Source organism: Asanoa sp. WMMD1127, assembly GCF_029626225.1.
Classification (GTDB): domain Bacteria; phylum Actinomycetota; class Actinomycetes; order Mycobacteriales; family Micromonosporaceae; genus Asanoa.
In genome coordinates this window covers 7,164,050-7,179,353 of sequence record NZ_JARUBP010000001.1, presented here as the reverse complement: position 1 = coordinate 7,179,353, position 15,304 = coordinate 7,164,050, and the positions used below count along the sequence as shown (strand labels likewise).

Sequence of the window (15,304 nt, the reverse complement as noted above, 5' to 3'; positions counted from 1 at the left end):
ACACCCGCACCGCGCGGCTTCGTCGCGCCGGCCTGGTACAGGCGCGCTGCAACGGGCGCGGCCCCTCGGCCGTGTCCGGCGGGTGCGGGCGACCGCCCGCCACCTGCCACAAGCTCTGACGGCGGGCGTGGTCACTCCGCCTAGCGGCGCGGTCCGGTGGCGGGTGCGGGCGACTGGCCGCCGCCTGCCACGAAGCTCTGAGGGTGGGTGCGGTCACTCCGCCTAGCGGCGCGGTTCGGTGGCGGGTGCGGGCGACCGGCCGCCGCCTGCCACGACGCTCTGAGGGTAGGTGCGGTCGCTCTGCCACTCGCGCGGCGGTGCGGTCCGGTGGCGGGTGCGGGCGACCGGCCGCCGCCTGCCACGACGCTCTGAGGGTGAGTGCGGTCGCTCTGCCACTCGCGCGGCGGTGCGGTTCGGTGGCGGGTGCGGGCGACCGGCCGCTACCTGCCACGACGCTCTGAGGGTGGGTGCGGTCACTCGCGACCCGCGCGGCGGTGCGGTTCGGTGGCGGGTGCGGGCGACCGGCCGCCGCCTGCCACGACGCTCCGACGGTGGGTGCGGTCACTCCGCGACCCGCGTGGTGGTGCGGTCCGGTGGCGGGTGCGGGCGCTCCGGCACCTACTGCCGCCAAGCTCCGGCCCTAGGGATGCGGGCGCTTGTCGCACGTGCCCGCCGCTAGCTCCGACGGCGCGGGGCGGCGCGCGGTGGGTCTTGGTTCGAGTCGACATGCTTCGACATGTGCGTACATGCCAAAGCATGTGCGGCTCCGCGACAACACCCTCGCGGGCCACCGTCAACGCGGGCGCGAGCCGGACGCCGCGGTGGCGCACGCCGGCCTGCGAACGAGGCGCACCAGCCAGCGGGCAGGAGCGCACCGGTCGAGGGTGGGGCGGGGTCAGGCGTAGCGGTCGAAGCCGCCCTCGGAGTCGATCAGTTGGCCGGTGATCCAGCGGGCGTCGGGGGAACAGAGCCAACCGACCAGCCGCGCGGCGTCGTCGGGTTCGCCCCACCGGCCGCCGGGGAAGAGGTGGGCGAGGGCTTCCATCGTTTCGGGCGACGCCCAACCCGTGTCGGTCGGGCCCGGGTTCACGGCGTTGATGGTGATGCCCTGGCGCATCAGCAGGGTGCCGAGCTGCTTGGTCAGGTTCTCCACGGCGGCTTTGCTCACCGCGTACGGCAGCTCGCCCGTCATCGGCCCCAACCGCTGGCCGCTGGAGAACAGCACGACCCGACCGGCGCCGGCGTCGTGTGCTGCGGCGAAGGCCTCGATCAGCAGCATCGTGGCCCGGACGTTGATGATCAGATGCCGGTCGATCTCCTCGGCGTCGAGGGCGCCGAACGTGTTGCTGGTCGAGTACGTGTGCACCGCGACCAGCGTGTCGACCCGACCGAAGCGGTCGAGGGCCGCCTTGACCAGCGCCGCGGGCGCCGTCGGGTCGGACAGGTCGGCGGGGGAGTAGTGGTGCGGCCCGCCGGACAGACCCGCCATGATCTCGGCGACGCCGTCGGGATCGGCGCCGCTTCCCTGCTCGTGGTCGTAGGTCGCCAGCCCGCTCACCAACAGCCGATGCCCGTCGTCGGCCAGGCGCCGCGCGACCGCCGCGCCGATGCCGACGCGCCTGCTGACCCCGGTCACGATCGCTACGCGCTCACTCACGCGGGCCACCCTAATCGTGTCGATCTTCGGCCCGCGCCCCATTTACGATGCGCCCGTGCCCGAACTCCAGCGCCTCGCCGCCGCCCACGCCGCCGCGCTGCTCGACTTCGAGCGCCAGAACCGCGTGTACTTCGCCCGCTTCATCCCCGACCGCGGGGACGACTACTTCGCGAGCTTCGCCGAGCGCCATGCCCAGCTCCTCGCCGACCAGGCCACGGGCAGTGACCACTTCCATCTGCTGGTCGACGACGACGGCGCGGTCCTCGGTCGCTTCAACCTGTTCGACGTCGCGGGCGGGAGCGCCGATCTCGGCTTCCGCATGGCCGAACACGCGACGGGCCGCGGCCTGGCCACCGCCGCGGTCGCCCGGATCTGCGACCTGGCGCGCGACGAGTACGGCCTGCACCGGCTGTACGCCTCGGCGGCGCTGGTCAACCCGGGCTCGCTCACCGTCCTGCGCCGCAACGGCTTCACCGCGGTCGGCGAGGTGGTCCTTTCCGGCCGACCGGGCATCCGCCACGCCCGCGACCTGGCTCCGGGGGTCAGTCGGTCGGGACGTCGATGAAGTGCTCGACCACCGGTGGCGCGGCGAAGTAGGGGCCGATCAGGGCGCGCCACTGCGGGAACCGCTCGCTCTCGCGGAAGTTCTCCAGATGCGCCTCGACCGAGTCCCACTCGACCAGCAGCACGAACCGCGACGGTGACTCGATGCCGCGCGTCATGCGGATCGAGCGGAAGCCGGGCGTACTCCGGACGATCGGGTGGGCCTTGCCGTAGGCCGCGGCGAACGCGTCTTCCTCACCCGGCTTGATATCGATCAGAGCGACCTCGAGAACCATGCCGGGAAGCCTCCCATGATCGGGTGGAGACACGGACAACATCCTAGGATGCCGTACGCGACGTGCGGTGATGCACGAGCTCACAGGCGAGTCCCGGTGGTCGATGTGTCAAAACCGGCCTCGATAGGGGATGATGGCGACCGAGGAGGGGAGTATTCCCCCGCGGCGATGTCGTCAGCACGGCAGCCGTCCGGCGCGAGCCGGGCGTCTCCCGGCACCGCCGGTCACCAGGCTTAACCAGGCCGGGTGGTGGAAGAGACCTCCGACAGTCACGTCTCAGCACGTCGCCGCGCAGCGATGTGGTGTGCCTGCCGGAGGTCTATTTGAACGCGCCTGACTTGCACGTGACCCCGCTCGTGTGGGGCATCACCCTCGTGGTGATGGTGGCCGTGTTGCTCGCCGATCTGCTGATCATCGGTCGCCGGCCGCACGAGCCGAGCCTCAAAGAGTCGACGATCTGGGTGTCGATCTACGTCGCGTTGGCCCTGCTCTTCGGCCTCGGGCTGTGGTTCACGTCCGGCGCGACGTTCGCCGGCGAGTTCTATGCGGGCTGGCTGACCGAATACAGCCTGTCGGTCGACAACCTCTTCGTCTTCGTGATCATCATGTCGCGGTTCATGGTGCCGAGACACCTGCAACAGGAAGTGCTGCTCGTCGGCATCATCCTGGCGCTGGTGATGCGTGGCGCCTTCATCGCCGCCGGCTCCGCGTTGATCAGCCAGTTCTCCTGGGTCTTCTACATCTTCGGCGCGTTCCTGGTCTACACCGCGATCAACTTCGTGCGCCAGGGCGAGCCCGACGAGGAGGAGTTCAAGGAGAACATCATCATCCGCTGGGTACGGCGCGCCGTCCCGTTCTCCCGCGACTTCGACGGCGTGCGGATCACGACGACGGACAGCGCCGGCAAGCGCCTGTTCACGCCGATGCTCATCGTGATGATCGCGATCGGCACCACCGACCTGATCTTCGCGCTGGACTCCATCCCCGCCATCTTCGGCGTGACCAAGGAGCCCTACCTGGTCTTCACCGCGAACGTGTTCGCGCTGATGGGCCTGCGCCAGCTCTACTTCCTGCTCGGCGGCCTCCTCGACCGCCTCGTCTACCTCAACCTGGGCCTGGCGGTCGTACTCGCCTTCATCGGCGTCAAGCTGGTGCTCGAGGCGCTGGCCGACAACAACCTGCCGTTCATCAACGGCGGCGAGCACATCAGCTGGGCGCCACACATCCCCATCTGGCTGTCGCTCACCGTGATCCTCGGGACGCTCATACTGGCCACCATCGCCAGCCTGATCAAATCGAGCCGCGACAAACGCAAAGGGCGCGAGCTGACCACGGTCGGCAGCTAGAGCGCAGGCACCAACGCAGGCCGACCCGGCACACCGGGTCGGCCTGCGGCGCATTCCGGGTCCGCGCTCGGCCGGGCCCGAGGACCGCGTCTCACCGCCCGGCCGGCAGCGCCGCGGAGGGGAGTTTCACCGCGAGGCCGGCGACGCCGGCCAGACCGGCGTCAGGCTAGGTGGCCCTTAGGTGGGGTCAACGAGAACGCCGCCCTCGGCGTTGGCCGGGGCGGCGCTTCGGTGTCGGTGTGCAGGTCGCCTCTCGGCGAGTGGCGCGACGCGGCTCCAGCCGGACGGTATTCCGCGAAGGCAATTTAGGTGAGGCCCGGGGACACTGGACACACCGACAGTCATCTCAACCACGGACCCGCCGCGACCATTCCCGGGTCGGCACAAAGAAAACGCCGCTCCCGGACGGAAAGCCCGGGGCGGCGCTTCGGTGTCGGTGTGCAGGTCGCCTCTCGGCGAGTGGCGCGACGCGGCTCCAGCCGGACGGTATTCCGCGAAGGCAATTTAGGTGAGGCCCGGGGACACTGAACACACCGACACTCACCTCAACCACCGACCCACCGCGACCATTCCCCGGCCGGCCACGAACTTCAGTCGACCACCCGGTGCGCCGCGATCAACGTGTCCTCCCGCGCCGACGACAGCGGCTCCTCCACCACCCGCCGCTGCGTGTAGCAGGCGTGCAACATCCGCCGCGGCCCGCCACCGGTGCCGCCGGTGACCATGCCGACGTGGTGGATGCGCCGGCCCGGCCGGGCGAAGAAATAGAGATCGCCGGGCTGTTCCGAGCCCAGCGGCACCGAGCGGGTCGCCGCCGCCTGGTCGGCCGCGTCGCGGGGGAGGGTCACCCCGAAGCGGCGCCACGACAGGTGCACGAGTCCCGAGCAGTCGATTCCGTACGCGGAGAGCCCACCCCAGACATAAGGGACACCCCGCAGCCGGGACGCCACGTCGAGCGCCGCGGTCGGTCGGCCGCCCTCGCCGCCGGCGTGGACCACGTCGGCGGCGGCCACCCACAGCCGCTCGTCGCCGACCCGTACCGGCAGGAAATCGTCGACCGGCCCGCCCGCCGCCGTCAGGCGGGTGCCGAGCATGACGTTGGCCAGCAGCACCGGCCCGCGGGGCGCCGCCCGCAGGTCGGTGGCGGTCGCGTCGACGACAAGGGTGGTGTCGTCGACGTCAGCGGGAGCGGGCCCGAGCTGGTCCGCGGAGATCCATCCGGGGTAGCCGCGTTCGTCGCGCACCCCCGGCTGCTGCAGGGCGACCACCCGGACCCAGCCGTCGGGGCGCACCTCGTCGACGCGTACCCGCTCACCCAGCAGCAACTGGCTCAGCACCCCGTCGCCGACCTGCTGCTCGGCGGACATCGACGCCACCCAGGATGGGATGTCGGCGGTGCGCCCGAGCGCGCGGCTGTCAATCGGTCGGACCGCGTCCGGTGTGGACCACAGTGTCGCGACGGCCACTCGCACCATCGCGTCGCTGCCTGCCCGCACCGCTCGCTGCCTGTCCGTTCGCACTCGCCCGCCCCCCGTCCGCACCGCCGACGGGGTCCCCACCCCTGCTCGCCAGGCTACGAAAAGATTCGTCGTCACTCAATCATCTCTTGCAACTCTCCTTCAAACTGACCGCTCGGCCGACCCCGATCGACCGACCGCCCGAATCCGCACCCGCAAGCCCCATTGACCCATTGGAGCGATCAAAACGATCAAGAACGAATCGCGCGGTCCCGGGTCCATCCGGGCGGTAGGTGTCCGGATTAAGCGGACACCGGCAGCGTCACCCCGAGACCGGGCACCCCCGGCAGCAGAACCGCGCCGGGTTCGTAGGTCAGTCCGCCCACGACCGGCGAGGACGACAGCCACCACGCCGCGTCGAGGTCGGCGACCGCGCTCGTGCCGTACGCCGCGACCAGGCTCGCCGCTGCCCCGACCCCGACCGGGCTCTCCATCATCGTGCCGACGATCGTGCCCATGTCGTGGGCCTCGGCCAGCGCCAGCAACGTCCGCGCCGGACCCAGCCCACCGCACTTGGCCAGCTTCACGTTCACCATGTCCGCCGCCCGGGACCGGATCACCGTCACCAGGTCGCGGACCCCGTACACCGACTCGTCCGCCAGGACCGGCACGTCGACACGGTCCGTCACCCAGCGCAACCCCTCGATGTCGCGGTGGTCGACCGGCTGCTCGACCAGCTCCAGGTCGGCGCCGGCGTCCTGGGCCGCGCTGATGATGCGTACGGCCTGCTTCGCCGACCAGCCCTGGTTGGCGTCCAGCCTGATCCGCGTCGCGGGCCCGGCGGCCGCCCGCACGTCGCGGATCCGCGCCAGGTCCGTCGCGGGGTCGGCCCCGACCTTGACCTTGAGCACGTCGAATCCCTCGGCCACCCGGGCGCGCGCGGCGTCGGCCACCCCGATCTCGTCGGCGGCGGTCAGCGTCACGTCCGTCGGCACCCGCAGGGTGGTGCCGCCGAGGAACCGCGCCAGGGGTACGCCCAGCCGCCGCGCCACGAGGTCGTGCAGCGCCACGTCGACCGCCGCCTTGGCCCCTTCGTTGCCGGCCACCGCCCGGGCCACCGCGCGGCAGAGAGCCACGAGGTCGTCGGGGTCCCGCCCGATCAGCAGCGGCCGCAGCATCGTCTCGACGCAGGCCGCGGAACCCGCCAGCGACGCGCCCGTGACCTGCCACACCTGCGGCGCCTCGCCGAATCCCGACACGCCGTCGCGGTCGACGATCTCGACGATCAGGGTCTCCACCGAGGTCGCGCGGCGCAGGGCCGTCACGAACGGGGTGTGCAGCGGGGCGGTCACCCGGTGGGTCCTGACATCCTCGATCGTCATGTGCGGCACCCTATCCGGGAGAGCTGTGTGTGACGGGAGGACCGGCGATGACCGCGGAATGGACGTTGACGGGGGCGCCGAACGCCCGTGACCTCGGCGGACTGGTCGGGGCGGACGGGCGGCGCGTCCGGTCCGGCGCCCTGATCAGGGCGAGCGGCCTGGGTCGGCTGGTCGACGACGACCTGCCCACGATCGGCAAGCTCGGCCTCGCCTGCGTGGTCGACCTGCGCAGCGCGCGCGAGATCGAGGTCGCCCCGCCGGACCGGCTGGCCGGCGAGCCGCGGGTCGTGCACATCCCGATCCACGACCCGCAGCACCCGGTATTCACGTACGTGTCGGCGGTGCTGCTCGGCCATGACCTGAGTGCCTACGAGGCCCTGGCCCGGGAGGGCACCACCGGCGCGATGGAGGCGATCTACCGCTGGTTCGTCGCGGACCCGGTCGCGGTCGAGGCGTTCGCGCGGGCCGTGCGCACCGTGGCCGAGGACGGGAACCTCCCGCTGCTCTTCCACTGCAGCGCCGGCAAGGACCGCACCGGCTGGCTCTCGGTGATCCTGCTGACCGCGCTCGGCGTCGACCGGGCCGCGATCCGGGCCGACTACCTGCGCACCAACGACCTGGCCGACGGCGTCAACGAGGCGATCATGGGCGCCATGCTGGTCCGCAGCCCCGGCCTCGACCTGGAAGCCATCCGCCCGGTCCTGGAGGCCCGCGAGTCGTACCTGGACGCGGCCTACGCCGAGGTCGCGACCCGCCACGGCGACATGGACACCTACCTCCGCGACGCGCTGGGCGTCGACGACACGCTCCGCGCCACCCTCCGGGACCGCCTGCTGGAGCCTTAGAGCGAGTGCCGGGCCGACCAGGCGGCCCGGGAGACGCCGGCGACCAGGGCGCAGGCGGCCTCGTCGGGCAACGACGTCGAGGTGCAGACCACCACCGTGTACGGCGGCGCGTCGGCGGGGAACACCACACCGGCGCCGTGGCGTACCCCGGTGATCCAGCCGTTCTTGTGTGCCACCCGCGTGCCGGCCGGCAGCCCCGCCACCAGGTCGTCGCGGTGCTCGTTGGCCTCCAGCAGCGCGAGCACCTCGCGCCCGGCCCCCGATGGGAGCAGGTCGCCGGTCACCACCGCCCCGAACAGGGCCGCCAGGTCGCCCGCCGTGACCAGGTTGTCGAGGCCCGCCAACCGGGCCGGCGCGTCCTCGATCCCACGCGCGGTGACGCTGTGGGTAGCGCCGGCCAGCCGCCAGACCTCCTGCGCCGCCGGCACCCCCACCGCCGCCAGGCACAGGTTGGTCGCCAGGTTGCCCGACCGCACGATCATCTGCCGGGCGAGGTCCCGCAGCGTGCTCGTCGCCCCCAGCAGGGCCCAGGTGGCGGTGTCGCTGTCCTCGGCCGGATCGTCGGCGAAGAAGCCGGACGCGGCCGACGTGTGTCTGTTGTGGACGGCCACGGGCGCGTCGAGGTCGAGCAGTCCGGCCGCGGCCGCCCGGTGCAGGGCGACCAGCACGCCCACCTTCATCGTGCTCGCCGCGTAGTGCGTCGCGTCCGCCTGCCGCGCGTAGGCGGGCGGGCCGCCGACCGGCCCGACCCAGGCGGCGGCGGTGCCCGGCGCGGCGCCCAGCGCCTCGTCGACCTCGTCCCAGCTGTCCATCGGTTCCGACGATAGTGTGCGCTCTCCGCGAACATCGCCCCACCCGGCCCGCGACCGGGGTTAGCGTGCCGGGATGACCGCCCCGCCCGCGTACGACGCCCACGCCGACTGGTACGAGGAGTACACGAAGGTCGCATCGTCCTATATGGACCGGGTGCGCGTCCATCTCGCCGAGCTGCTCGGTCCGGGCGCGGGCCGCTGCCTCGACCTGTGCTGCGGCGGGGGAGCGCAGGCCGGCACGATCCGCGAGCTCGGCTGGACCCCGGTCGGCGCCGACCTGTCCCGCGGCCAGCTCCGCTGGGCCCGCTCCCGGCTCCCGGTGGCCGCCGCCGACGCGACCCGCCTGCCGATCAGGGACGCCAGCGTCCCCGCCGTGGCCTGCGTGCTCGCGCACACCGACCTGCCCGACTACGCGGCGGTGCTGCGCGAGGCCGGCCGGGTGCTGGCCCCGGGCGGCCGGCTGGTGCACGTCGGCGTCCACCCCTGCTTCGTCGGCGCGTTCGCCGACCGCTCGGACGCCGACCTGATCACCATCAACACCCGCTATGCCGACACGGCGCGCACCTTCGACGCCTGGGCGCCCCACGGCGTGCGGGCCCGGGTGGGCGCCTGGCACGTGCCACTGGCCGACCTGCTGAACGCGGTCGTCGACGCCGGCCTGCGGATCGACCGGGTGGCCGAGTCGAGCCCGAACGGGATCGCCGACGTGTTCGCGCTGCGCGCGGTCAAGGTCACCAGTTGAGGCACTCGCAGGTGGTCATCAGCGACCGCACGTTGTCGACGTAGCGCGGGTTCGGGATCTTGAGGCCCGCGTCGGTGTCGACCGCACCAGGCCCGAAGTTGTAGGCGGCGATCACGGCGTTGAGCAGGCACAGGTCGTCGTGGCTGGCGCAGTCCGCCGGGTCGGCGTCGTAGTCGCCATCGAAGTAGACGTCGCCGAAGTACTTGATCAGCCAGGCCAGGTAGTTGGCACCCAGCGCCGCGTTGTCGCGGTAGTTCCTGATGTCGTAGGTCTGGTCGAACCGCTGGTTGACGAACGCCGCGGTGTCCTTCATGACCTGCATCAGCCCGACGCCGCCGTCGCAGGCGATGATGTTGGACTGCCACCCGCTCTCCTGGTAGGCGGTGGCCTTGACCAGGTCGAGCGGCACCCGCAGGCTCGGCGCGCTGGTCGGCCAGTAGGTGCGGCCCGCGGCGTCGACCAGCGCCGCCTTGGCGTCGGCCCGGCTCGCCTGGGCGCCCTCGTAGCGCGGCTTGGTGCAACCCTCGGCCGGTTTCGGCGGCGCCGGCGGGAGCTTCTCGCCCGTCGACTTGCGCGGCGGGCTCTTCTTGGTCGGCGTCGTCCTGCGGGTCGGCTTCGAGGTGGGCTTCGGCGGCGCGGTCGTCGGCGCCGCGCCCAGGCCGGCCGCGGCGCCGGCGTCCGGGTCCTCCGGGGCGTCGTCCTCCCAGGCGAGGCTGTCGTCGTCGGCGGACTGGACCGCCGCGCCCCCGTCGCCGGACCCGGCGGCCCGGGCCGGCTCCCGCCCGCCGCAGCCGCCCGCCAGCAGCAGCAGGGCAACCGCACACATTGCCGCGACCGCGCGTGACCGCAACATCGCACCTCCCCGTGGTGGTTCGGGGCGACGCTACCAACCGGAACGGCTTCCTACCGCCCCGGTTGCGCGATCTGCGGCGCCGCGGCCAGCCCGCCGTCGTCCTCCGCATCGGACACCGGCTCGGCGGCCGGCGCCGGCTCGGCGGGCGCCTGGCCGCGGCTCGCCCACGCCACCATGAAGAAGAGCGTCCACATCACGCCGAGCAGGACCGAGGTGGCCGTCTCGCTGCCGACGCTCCAACCGAGATAGAGGCGCGCGCCGGACAGGCTTACGATGAACGCGGCCGCCACCGTCCACAGCGCCACGCGCAGCGGCCAGCGGCGCCCCCGGGACAGCAGCCAGGCCAGCGTGCAGAACCCGGCGGTGATCACCGCGTTCTGGCTGGGGAACAGGCCCGAGACGGACGAGTTGGCCGGCGTCAGGGCACCGGCCCGGGTCACGTCGGAGATCACGGCCAGCAGCACCAGCGGCACGAACGCGCCCGCCGTGCTGACGATGGTGACCAGGTCGCCGCGCCAGGAGCCGCGCCGCCAGGCCAGCACCAGGGCGACCAGCGCGACGATGATGATCAGCAGGGAGCCGCGCAGGATGCCGAGCGTCTCGCGGGCCGCGTCAACGGCCGGGTCGGTGCGGCGCAGCGCGAACCAGCCGGCGATGTTGTCGTCGACGACGCTCAGCCCGCTCTGGCCGACGGCCCACTTCATGATGTAGGCCAGCCCGAAGCCGACGCCGAACAGCAGCGCGACCCCGGTGACGAGGTTGGCGACCAGCGCCCAGCGCCGCCCGACCCGCATCGTGAGCAGGAAGAACAGCACCCCGAAGCGCTGGTTGACCCAGCGCAGCGGCGGCAGCGCGCCGGCCCGGGCGACCAGCGCCCGCCACGGGTCGGGGTTGCGGCCGAGCCAGCGGCCGGCGATCACGATCGCGATAATGGTGCCGAGCAGGATCAGCACGGCGCCGGTGGCCTTGCCCAGATATTCGGAGACCGTCTCGTAGGACTCGCCGGCCAGGTAGCCCACCAGCACCGAGGCGCCGACGAAGAGCGTGACGCCGGGAGCGTTCCAGATCACGAACCGGCGGTACGGCATGCCGGCGGCACCGGCCAGGCGGGGGACGAGCGTACGGGCGAATGCGACAAACCGGGCGACCAGGATGCCGCGGCCGCCTGTCCGGTGCAGCAGGCCCTCGGCCTTGGCCCACCGCGCGGCGCCGACCCGCTCGCCCCAGCGCCCCTCGCGTAGTCGCTCCCCGTAGCGACGCCCCGCCCGGAACGCCAGCGAGTCACCGACCAGCCCGGCCACCACCATCAGCGCGAGGCTGAGGCGCAGGTCGAGCGTGCCGGTGAAGGAAAGGAAGCCGACGAGCAGCAGTGTCGCCTCGGCCGGAAAGACCAGCCCGAGCAGCACCGCGGTCTCGCCGGCGATGAGTGTGAAGGCGATCACATAGATGACGGCTGGCGGCAGGTCTGCCAGCCGTGTCAGTAGATCGACCATTGCGTCCCCCGGCCCACCGGTCCAGCATGCCAGTGCGCGAGGGTCCGAAAATAGGCAATAACCAGAGATCCGGGCCACCTCCGGGATACCCCGACGGGGTCGGCGCCGGCCGACCAAGGAGGATGGAGGTATGCCGACCCGTTCCGATCTCCGCAACGTCGCCATCGTGGCCCACGTCGACCACGGTAAGACGACGCTCGTCGACGCCATGCTGCGTCAGGGCGGCCAGTTCCATGCCCGGGCCGAGCTCACCGACCGGGTGATGGACTCGATGGATCTGGAACGCGAGAAGGGCATCACCATTCTCGCGAAGAACACCGCGATCACGTACGCCCCGGCCGAGGGCGAGCCGGTGGTCATCAACATCATCGACACGCCGGGCCACGCCGACTTCGGCGGTGAGGTCGAGCGCGGCCTGACCATGGTCGACGGCGTCGTGCTGCTGGTCGACGCCAGCGAGGGCCCGCTGCCGCAGACCCGCTTCGTGCTGCGCAAGGCGCTCAAGGCCCGCCTGCCGATCATCCTGGTGATCAACAAGGTCGACCGGCCCGACGCCCGGATCAAAGAGGTCGTCGACGACACCTACGAGCTCTTCCTCGATCTCGACGCCGACGACTCCCAGATCGACTTCCCGATCGTCTACGCCTGCGCCCGCGACGGCATCGCCTCGCTGACCCAGCCCGCCGACGGCACCGTGCCGACCGACAGCGACTCGCTGGAGCCGCTGTTCCGCACCCTGCTCGACACGATCCCGGCCCCGTCCTACGAGGAGGACGCGCCGCTGCAGGCCCACGTCACCAACCTCGACGCGTCGCCGTTCCTGGGCCGGCTCGCGCTGTGCCGGGTCCGCGAGGGCACGATCCGCAAGGGCCAGACGGTGGCCTGGTGCAAGATCGACGGCACGACCGAGCGCGTACGCATCGCCGAGCTCCTGATGACCGAGGGGCTCGAGCGCAAGCCGGCCGAGTCGGCGGGCCCCGGCGACATCATGGCCGTCGCCGGCATCCCCGAGATCATGATCGGCGAGACGCTGGCCGACGCCGAGGACCCGCGGCCGCTGCCGCTGATCACCGTCGACGAGCCCGCCATCTCGATGACCATCGGCACCAACACCTCGCCACTGGTCGGCAAGGTGAAGGGGGCCAAGGTCACCGCCCGGATGGTCAAGGACCGCCTCGACCGCGAGCTGGTCGGCAACGTCTCCCTGCGGGTGCTGCCCACGGACCGCCCCGACGCCTGGGAGGTCCAGGGCCGCGGCGAGCTCGCGCTGGCGATCCTGGTCGAGCAGATGCGCCGCGAGCAGTACGAGCTGACCGTCGGCAAGCCCCAGGTCGTCACCCGGGAGATCGACGGTCGCGTGTGTGAGCCGGTGGAGCGGCTGACGATCGACGCGCCGGAGGAATACCTGGGCGCGATCACCCAGCTGCTGGCCACCCGCAAGGGCCGGATGGAGCAGCTGGTCAACCACGGCACCGGCTGGATCCGGATGGAGTGGCTGGTCCCGGCCCGCGGCCTGATCGGCTTCCGCACCGAGTTCCTCACCGACACGCGCGGCACCGGCATCCTGCACCACGTGTTCGAGAGCTACGAGCCCTGGTTCGGCGAGCTGCGTACCCGGGGCAACGGGTCTCTGGTGGCCGACCGGTCGGGCAGCGTCACCGGGTTCGCGATGCTCAACCTCCAGGAGCGGGGCACGCTGTTCGTCGAGCCCGGAACCGAGGTCTACGAGGGCATGATCGTCGGCGAGAACAGCCGGTCCGACGACATGGACGTCAACATCACCAAGGAGAAGAAGCTCACCAACATGCGCTCGTCGACCGCGGACGAGACCGAGAAGGTCATCCCGCCGCGGAAGCTCTCGCTGGAGCAGGCGCTGGAGTTCTGCCGCGAGGACGAGTGCGTCGAGGTGACACCGACGTCCGTACGCATCCGCAAGGTCATCCTCGACCAGACCGTGCGGGGCCGGGCCGCGGCGCGGCGCAAGCACGCCAACTGACGGGACCCCGCGCAGTAGGCTCGCGGGGTGTTCTCGCCTCGCGGGCCGTCGTTGGGAGAGCTGTGCGTCCAGGCGCTGTCGTCGGTCGAGCACGGCTATGACCTGTTGGCGCCGAAGTTCGACCACACGCCGTTCCGCACTCCCCGGAGCATCCTCGACGCGACCGCCGAGGCGCTGTCCGGGCTCGGCACGTTCGACACCGGCCTCGACGTCTGCTGCGGGACCGGCGCGGGCCTGGGCGTGCTCCGGTCCGTCTGCGGTGGACGGATCACCGGCGTCGACTTCAGCGGCGGCATGATCACCCAGGCGCGGGCCGCACAGCCGGACGCCACGTTCGTCCGCGCAGACGCCCGCGCCCTGCCGTTCGACGCGCACTTCGACCTGGCGGTCTCGTTCGGGGCGCTCGGGCATTTCCTGCCCGCCGAGCGGCCGGCGCTCTTCGCGGGCGTGCACCGCGCGCTGCGTCCCGGCGGCGTCTTCGCGTTCCCGGTCGGCTCACCGCCGCCCCGCACGTCGGTCGCGCACTGGGTGACGCTCGGCTTCGACGCCGCGATGCGCGTCCGCAACGCGGTGTGGCGGCCCCCGTTCGTCATGTACTACCGCACGAACCCGTTGTCCGAGAACCTCGTCGACCTGACGGCGGCCGGCTTCAGCGCCGAGTCGCTCGACCTGCCCACCTTGGGCCACCATCCCGACGGCAGCGCGCGGTGCCGGCTGGTCGTCGCCCGGAAGCGGGCGTAGCTCAGCGACAGAAGAACCGGTCCAGATAGGCGTCGACGGCGTCGTCGAGGTCGGCGCTGAAGTCGGGCGTGAGCGCCAGGGTGACCTGCCGCAGACCGTCCAACGTGGAGAAGGACCAGCTCTGGTACGCGATCGCGTCGCCGTCGTTGCCGTACACCCGGGTCCCGCACGGGGTGTCCCGCCACGCCAGGCCGAGCCCGTAGCGCCCGTCGGCCACGCCCGGTGTGCGCATCTCCCGGAGCAGGCGGCGGGGGAGCAGGCGGCCGCCGAACAGCGCGGCGAAGAACCGGTTGAGGTCGCGCGTCGTCGAGATCAGCTCGCCGCCCGCGCCCATGACGGACGGGTTCCATTCCGTGAAGTCGACGAGCCGCAGCCGGTCGCCCCGCTGGATCGGGACGTAGCCGTGGGGGTGCGGACCCCTGATGCGCGGATCGGTGCCCGGCATCCTGGTCCTGGTCAGGCGCAGCGGCCGGATGATCCGGCGTTCGACCTCGTCGGCGTACGACCGGCCGGTCACCGCCTCGATGACCTGGCCCAACACGAGGTAGTTCGTGTTGGAGTAGGCGAACTCCGCCGGGCCGCCGCCGGCCACCCGGGCGATGAGCTCCTCGGGGGTCCAGGTGCGCCAGCGCTGGTCCAGGAACTCGGGCGCGGGCGGCAGCACCAGCGTGGGCCGGTAGTCGGGGATCCCGCTCGTGTGGTCGAGCAACCGCCGGACGGTGACCCGGTGGCCGCCGACCGCGACGCTGTCGTCGAGCCGCAGCCGTCCCTCGTCGACCAGCTGCAGCACGACGGTGGCCACGAACGTCTTGGTGAGGCTGCCAGCCCGGAACCGGCTGGCGACCGGCACCGGTCGCGTCGAACCGATCGCGGCGACACCGCTCACGCCACGCCACACCCGGTCACCGTCGCGGATCTCCGCCACCGCGCCGACCGCACCGGCGGCCACCAGGCCGTCAAGGCCGTCGAGGCCTTCGAGGCCTTCGAGGCCGTCGAGCCCGGCGTGCCCGCTCGCCGGCGTGGCCGCCGCCACCGCCGTCGCCGGGCCCACGACCATCGCCGCCGCGGCCGTCACCGCCACCAGAATGCGCCTCAACCCAACCCCCTCGATCGGTCGTCAACGACGAGCCTGCCGAAAGTG

At 72.1% G+C, this 15,304-nt stretch carries 14 protein-coding genes; 6 read left to right on the top strand and 8 right to left on the bottom strand.

Annotated features, from left to right (window positions below; all coding sequences use genetic code 11):
• Positions 1-895 precede the first annotated feature (895 nt).
• Positions 896-1,657 carry an SDR family oxidoreductase gene (locus O7635_RS34370; RefSeq protein WP_278084657.1) on the bottom strand — a complete coding sequence of 254 codons (762 nt, stop codon included), beginning with the start codon at positions 1,655-1,657 and terminating at the stop codon, positions 896-898.
• A 55-nt stretch (positions 1,658-1,712) separates the two neighbouring features.
• Between O7635_RS34370 and O7635_RS34365 the strand changes: the two genes are divergently transcribed.
• On the top strand, positions 1,713-2,222 hold the full coding sequence (locus tag O7635_RS34365; protein ID WP_278084656.1) for a GNAT family N-acetyltransferase: 510 nt from the start codon (positions 1,713-1,715) through the stop codon (positions 2,220-2,222).
• Here the strand turns inward: O7635_RS34365 and O7635_RS34360 are convergent.
• A complete protein-coding gene (locus tag O7635_RS34360) occupies positions 2,200-2,496 on the bottom strand; it encodes an antibiotic biosynthesis monooxygenase (RefSeq protein ID WP_278084655.1) in 297 nt (98 codons plus the stop codon). The two genes, O7635_RS34365 and O7635_RS34360, sit on opposite strands and share 23 nt — an antisense overlap.
• Before the next feature lie 338 nt (positions 2,497-2,834).
• On the opposite strand from O7635_RS34360, the gene O7635_RS34355 reads away from it, so the two are divergent.
• Positions 2,835-3,842 (top strand): TerC family protein, encoded by a 1,008-nt coding sequence (locus tag O7635_RS34355; protein ID WP_278085643.1) that lies wholly within the window; start codon positions 2,835-2,837, stop codon positions 3,840-3,842.
• Positions 3,843-4,432: 590 nt separating this feature from the next.
• On the opposite strand, the gene O7635_RS34350 is transcribed toward O7635_RS34355, so the two are convergent.
• Positions 4,433-5,338 (bottom strand): NlpC/P60 family protein, encoded by a 906-nt coding sequence (locus O7635_RS34350; RefSeq protein WP_278084654.1) that lies wholly within the window; start codon positions 5,336-5,338, stop codon positions 4,433-4,435.
• Between the two features lie 263 nt (positions 5,339-5,601).
• Complete coding sequence (locus O7635_RS34345) at positions 5,602-6,681, bottom strand: dipeptide epimerase (RefSeq protein WP_278084653.1); 1,080 nt, start codon at positions 6,679-6,681, stop codon at positions 5,602-5,604.
• A 47-nt stretch (positions 6,682-6,728) separates the two neighbouring features.
• On the opposite strand from O7635_RS34345, the gene O7635_RS34340 reads away from it, so the two are divergent.
• Positions 6,729-7,526 carry a tyrosine-protein phosphatase gene (locus tag O7635_RS34340; protein ID WP_278084652.1) on the top strand — a complete coding sequence of 266 codons (798 nt, stop codon included), beginning with the start codon at positions 6,729-6,731 and terminating at the stop codon, positions 7,524-7,526.
• Here the strand turns inward: O7635_RS34340 and O7635_RS34335 are convergent.
• Positions 7,523-8,338, bottom strand: coding sequence for a serine hydrolase (locus O7635_RS34335; protein WP_278084651.1), 816 nt, complete (start codon positions 8,336-8,338; stop codon positions 7,523-7,525). The genes O7635_RS34340 and O7635_RS34335 overlap by 4 nt on opposite strands.
• Positions 8,339-8,411: 73 nt before the next feature.
• On the opposite strand from O7635_RS34335, the gene O7635_RS34330 reads away from it, so the two are divergent.
• Complete coding sequence (locus O7635_RS34330) at positions 8,412-9,080, top strand: methyltransferase domain-containing protein (protein WP_278084650.1); 669 nt, start codon at positions 8,412-8,414, stop codon at positions 9,078-9,080.
• Here O7635_RS34330 and O7635_RS34325 read toward each other — a convergent pair.
• Together O7635_RS34325 and O7635_RS34320 are read right to left on the bottom strand one after the other, a co-directional pair.
• Entirely contained in the window at positions 9,070-9,933 is an 864-nt protein-coding gene (locus tag O7635_RS34325) for a lytic transglycosylase domain-containing protein (RefSeq protein WP_278084649.1), read from the bottom strand. The two genes, O7635_RS34330 and O7635_RS34325, sit on opposite strands and share 11 nt — an antisense overlap.
• 50 nt (positions 9,934-9,983) lie before the next feature.
• Entirely contained in the window at positions 9,984-11,426 is a 1,443-nt protein-coding gene (locus tag O7635_RS34320; RefSeq protein WP_278084648.1) for a VTT domain-containing protein, read from the bottom strand.
• Between the two features lie 130 nt (positions 11,427-11,556).
• On the opposite strand from O7635_RS34320, the gene typA reads away from it, so the two are divergent.
• Together typA and O7635_RS34310 are read left to right on the top strand one after the other, a co-directional pair.
• Positions 11,557-13,422, top strand: coding sequence for a translational GTPase TypA (gene typA, locus O7635_RS34315; protein WP_278084647.1), 1,866 nt, complete (start codon positions 11,557-11,559; stop codon positions 13,420-13,422).
• Between the two features lie 27 nt (positions 13,423-13,449).
• Complete coding sequence (locus O7635_RS34310) at positions 13,450-14,163, top strand: class I SAM-dependent methyltransferase (protein ID WP_278084646.1); 714 nt, start codon at positions 13,450-13,452, stop codon at positions 14,161-14,163.
• Position 14,164: 1 nt separating this feature from the next.
• Here O7635_RS34310 and O7635_RS34305 read toward each other — a convergent pair whose 3' ends face one another.
• Positions 14,165-15,259 (bottom strand): serine hydrolase domain-containing protein, encoded by a 1,095-nt coding sequence (locus O7635_RS34305; RefSeq protein WP_278084645.1) that lies wholly within the window; start codon positions 15,257-15,259, stop codon positions 14,165-14,167.
• Between the last annotated feature and the right edge of the window lie 45 nt (positions 15,260-15,304).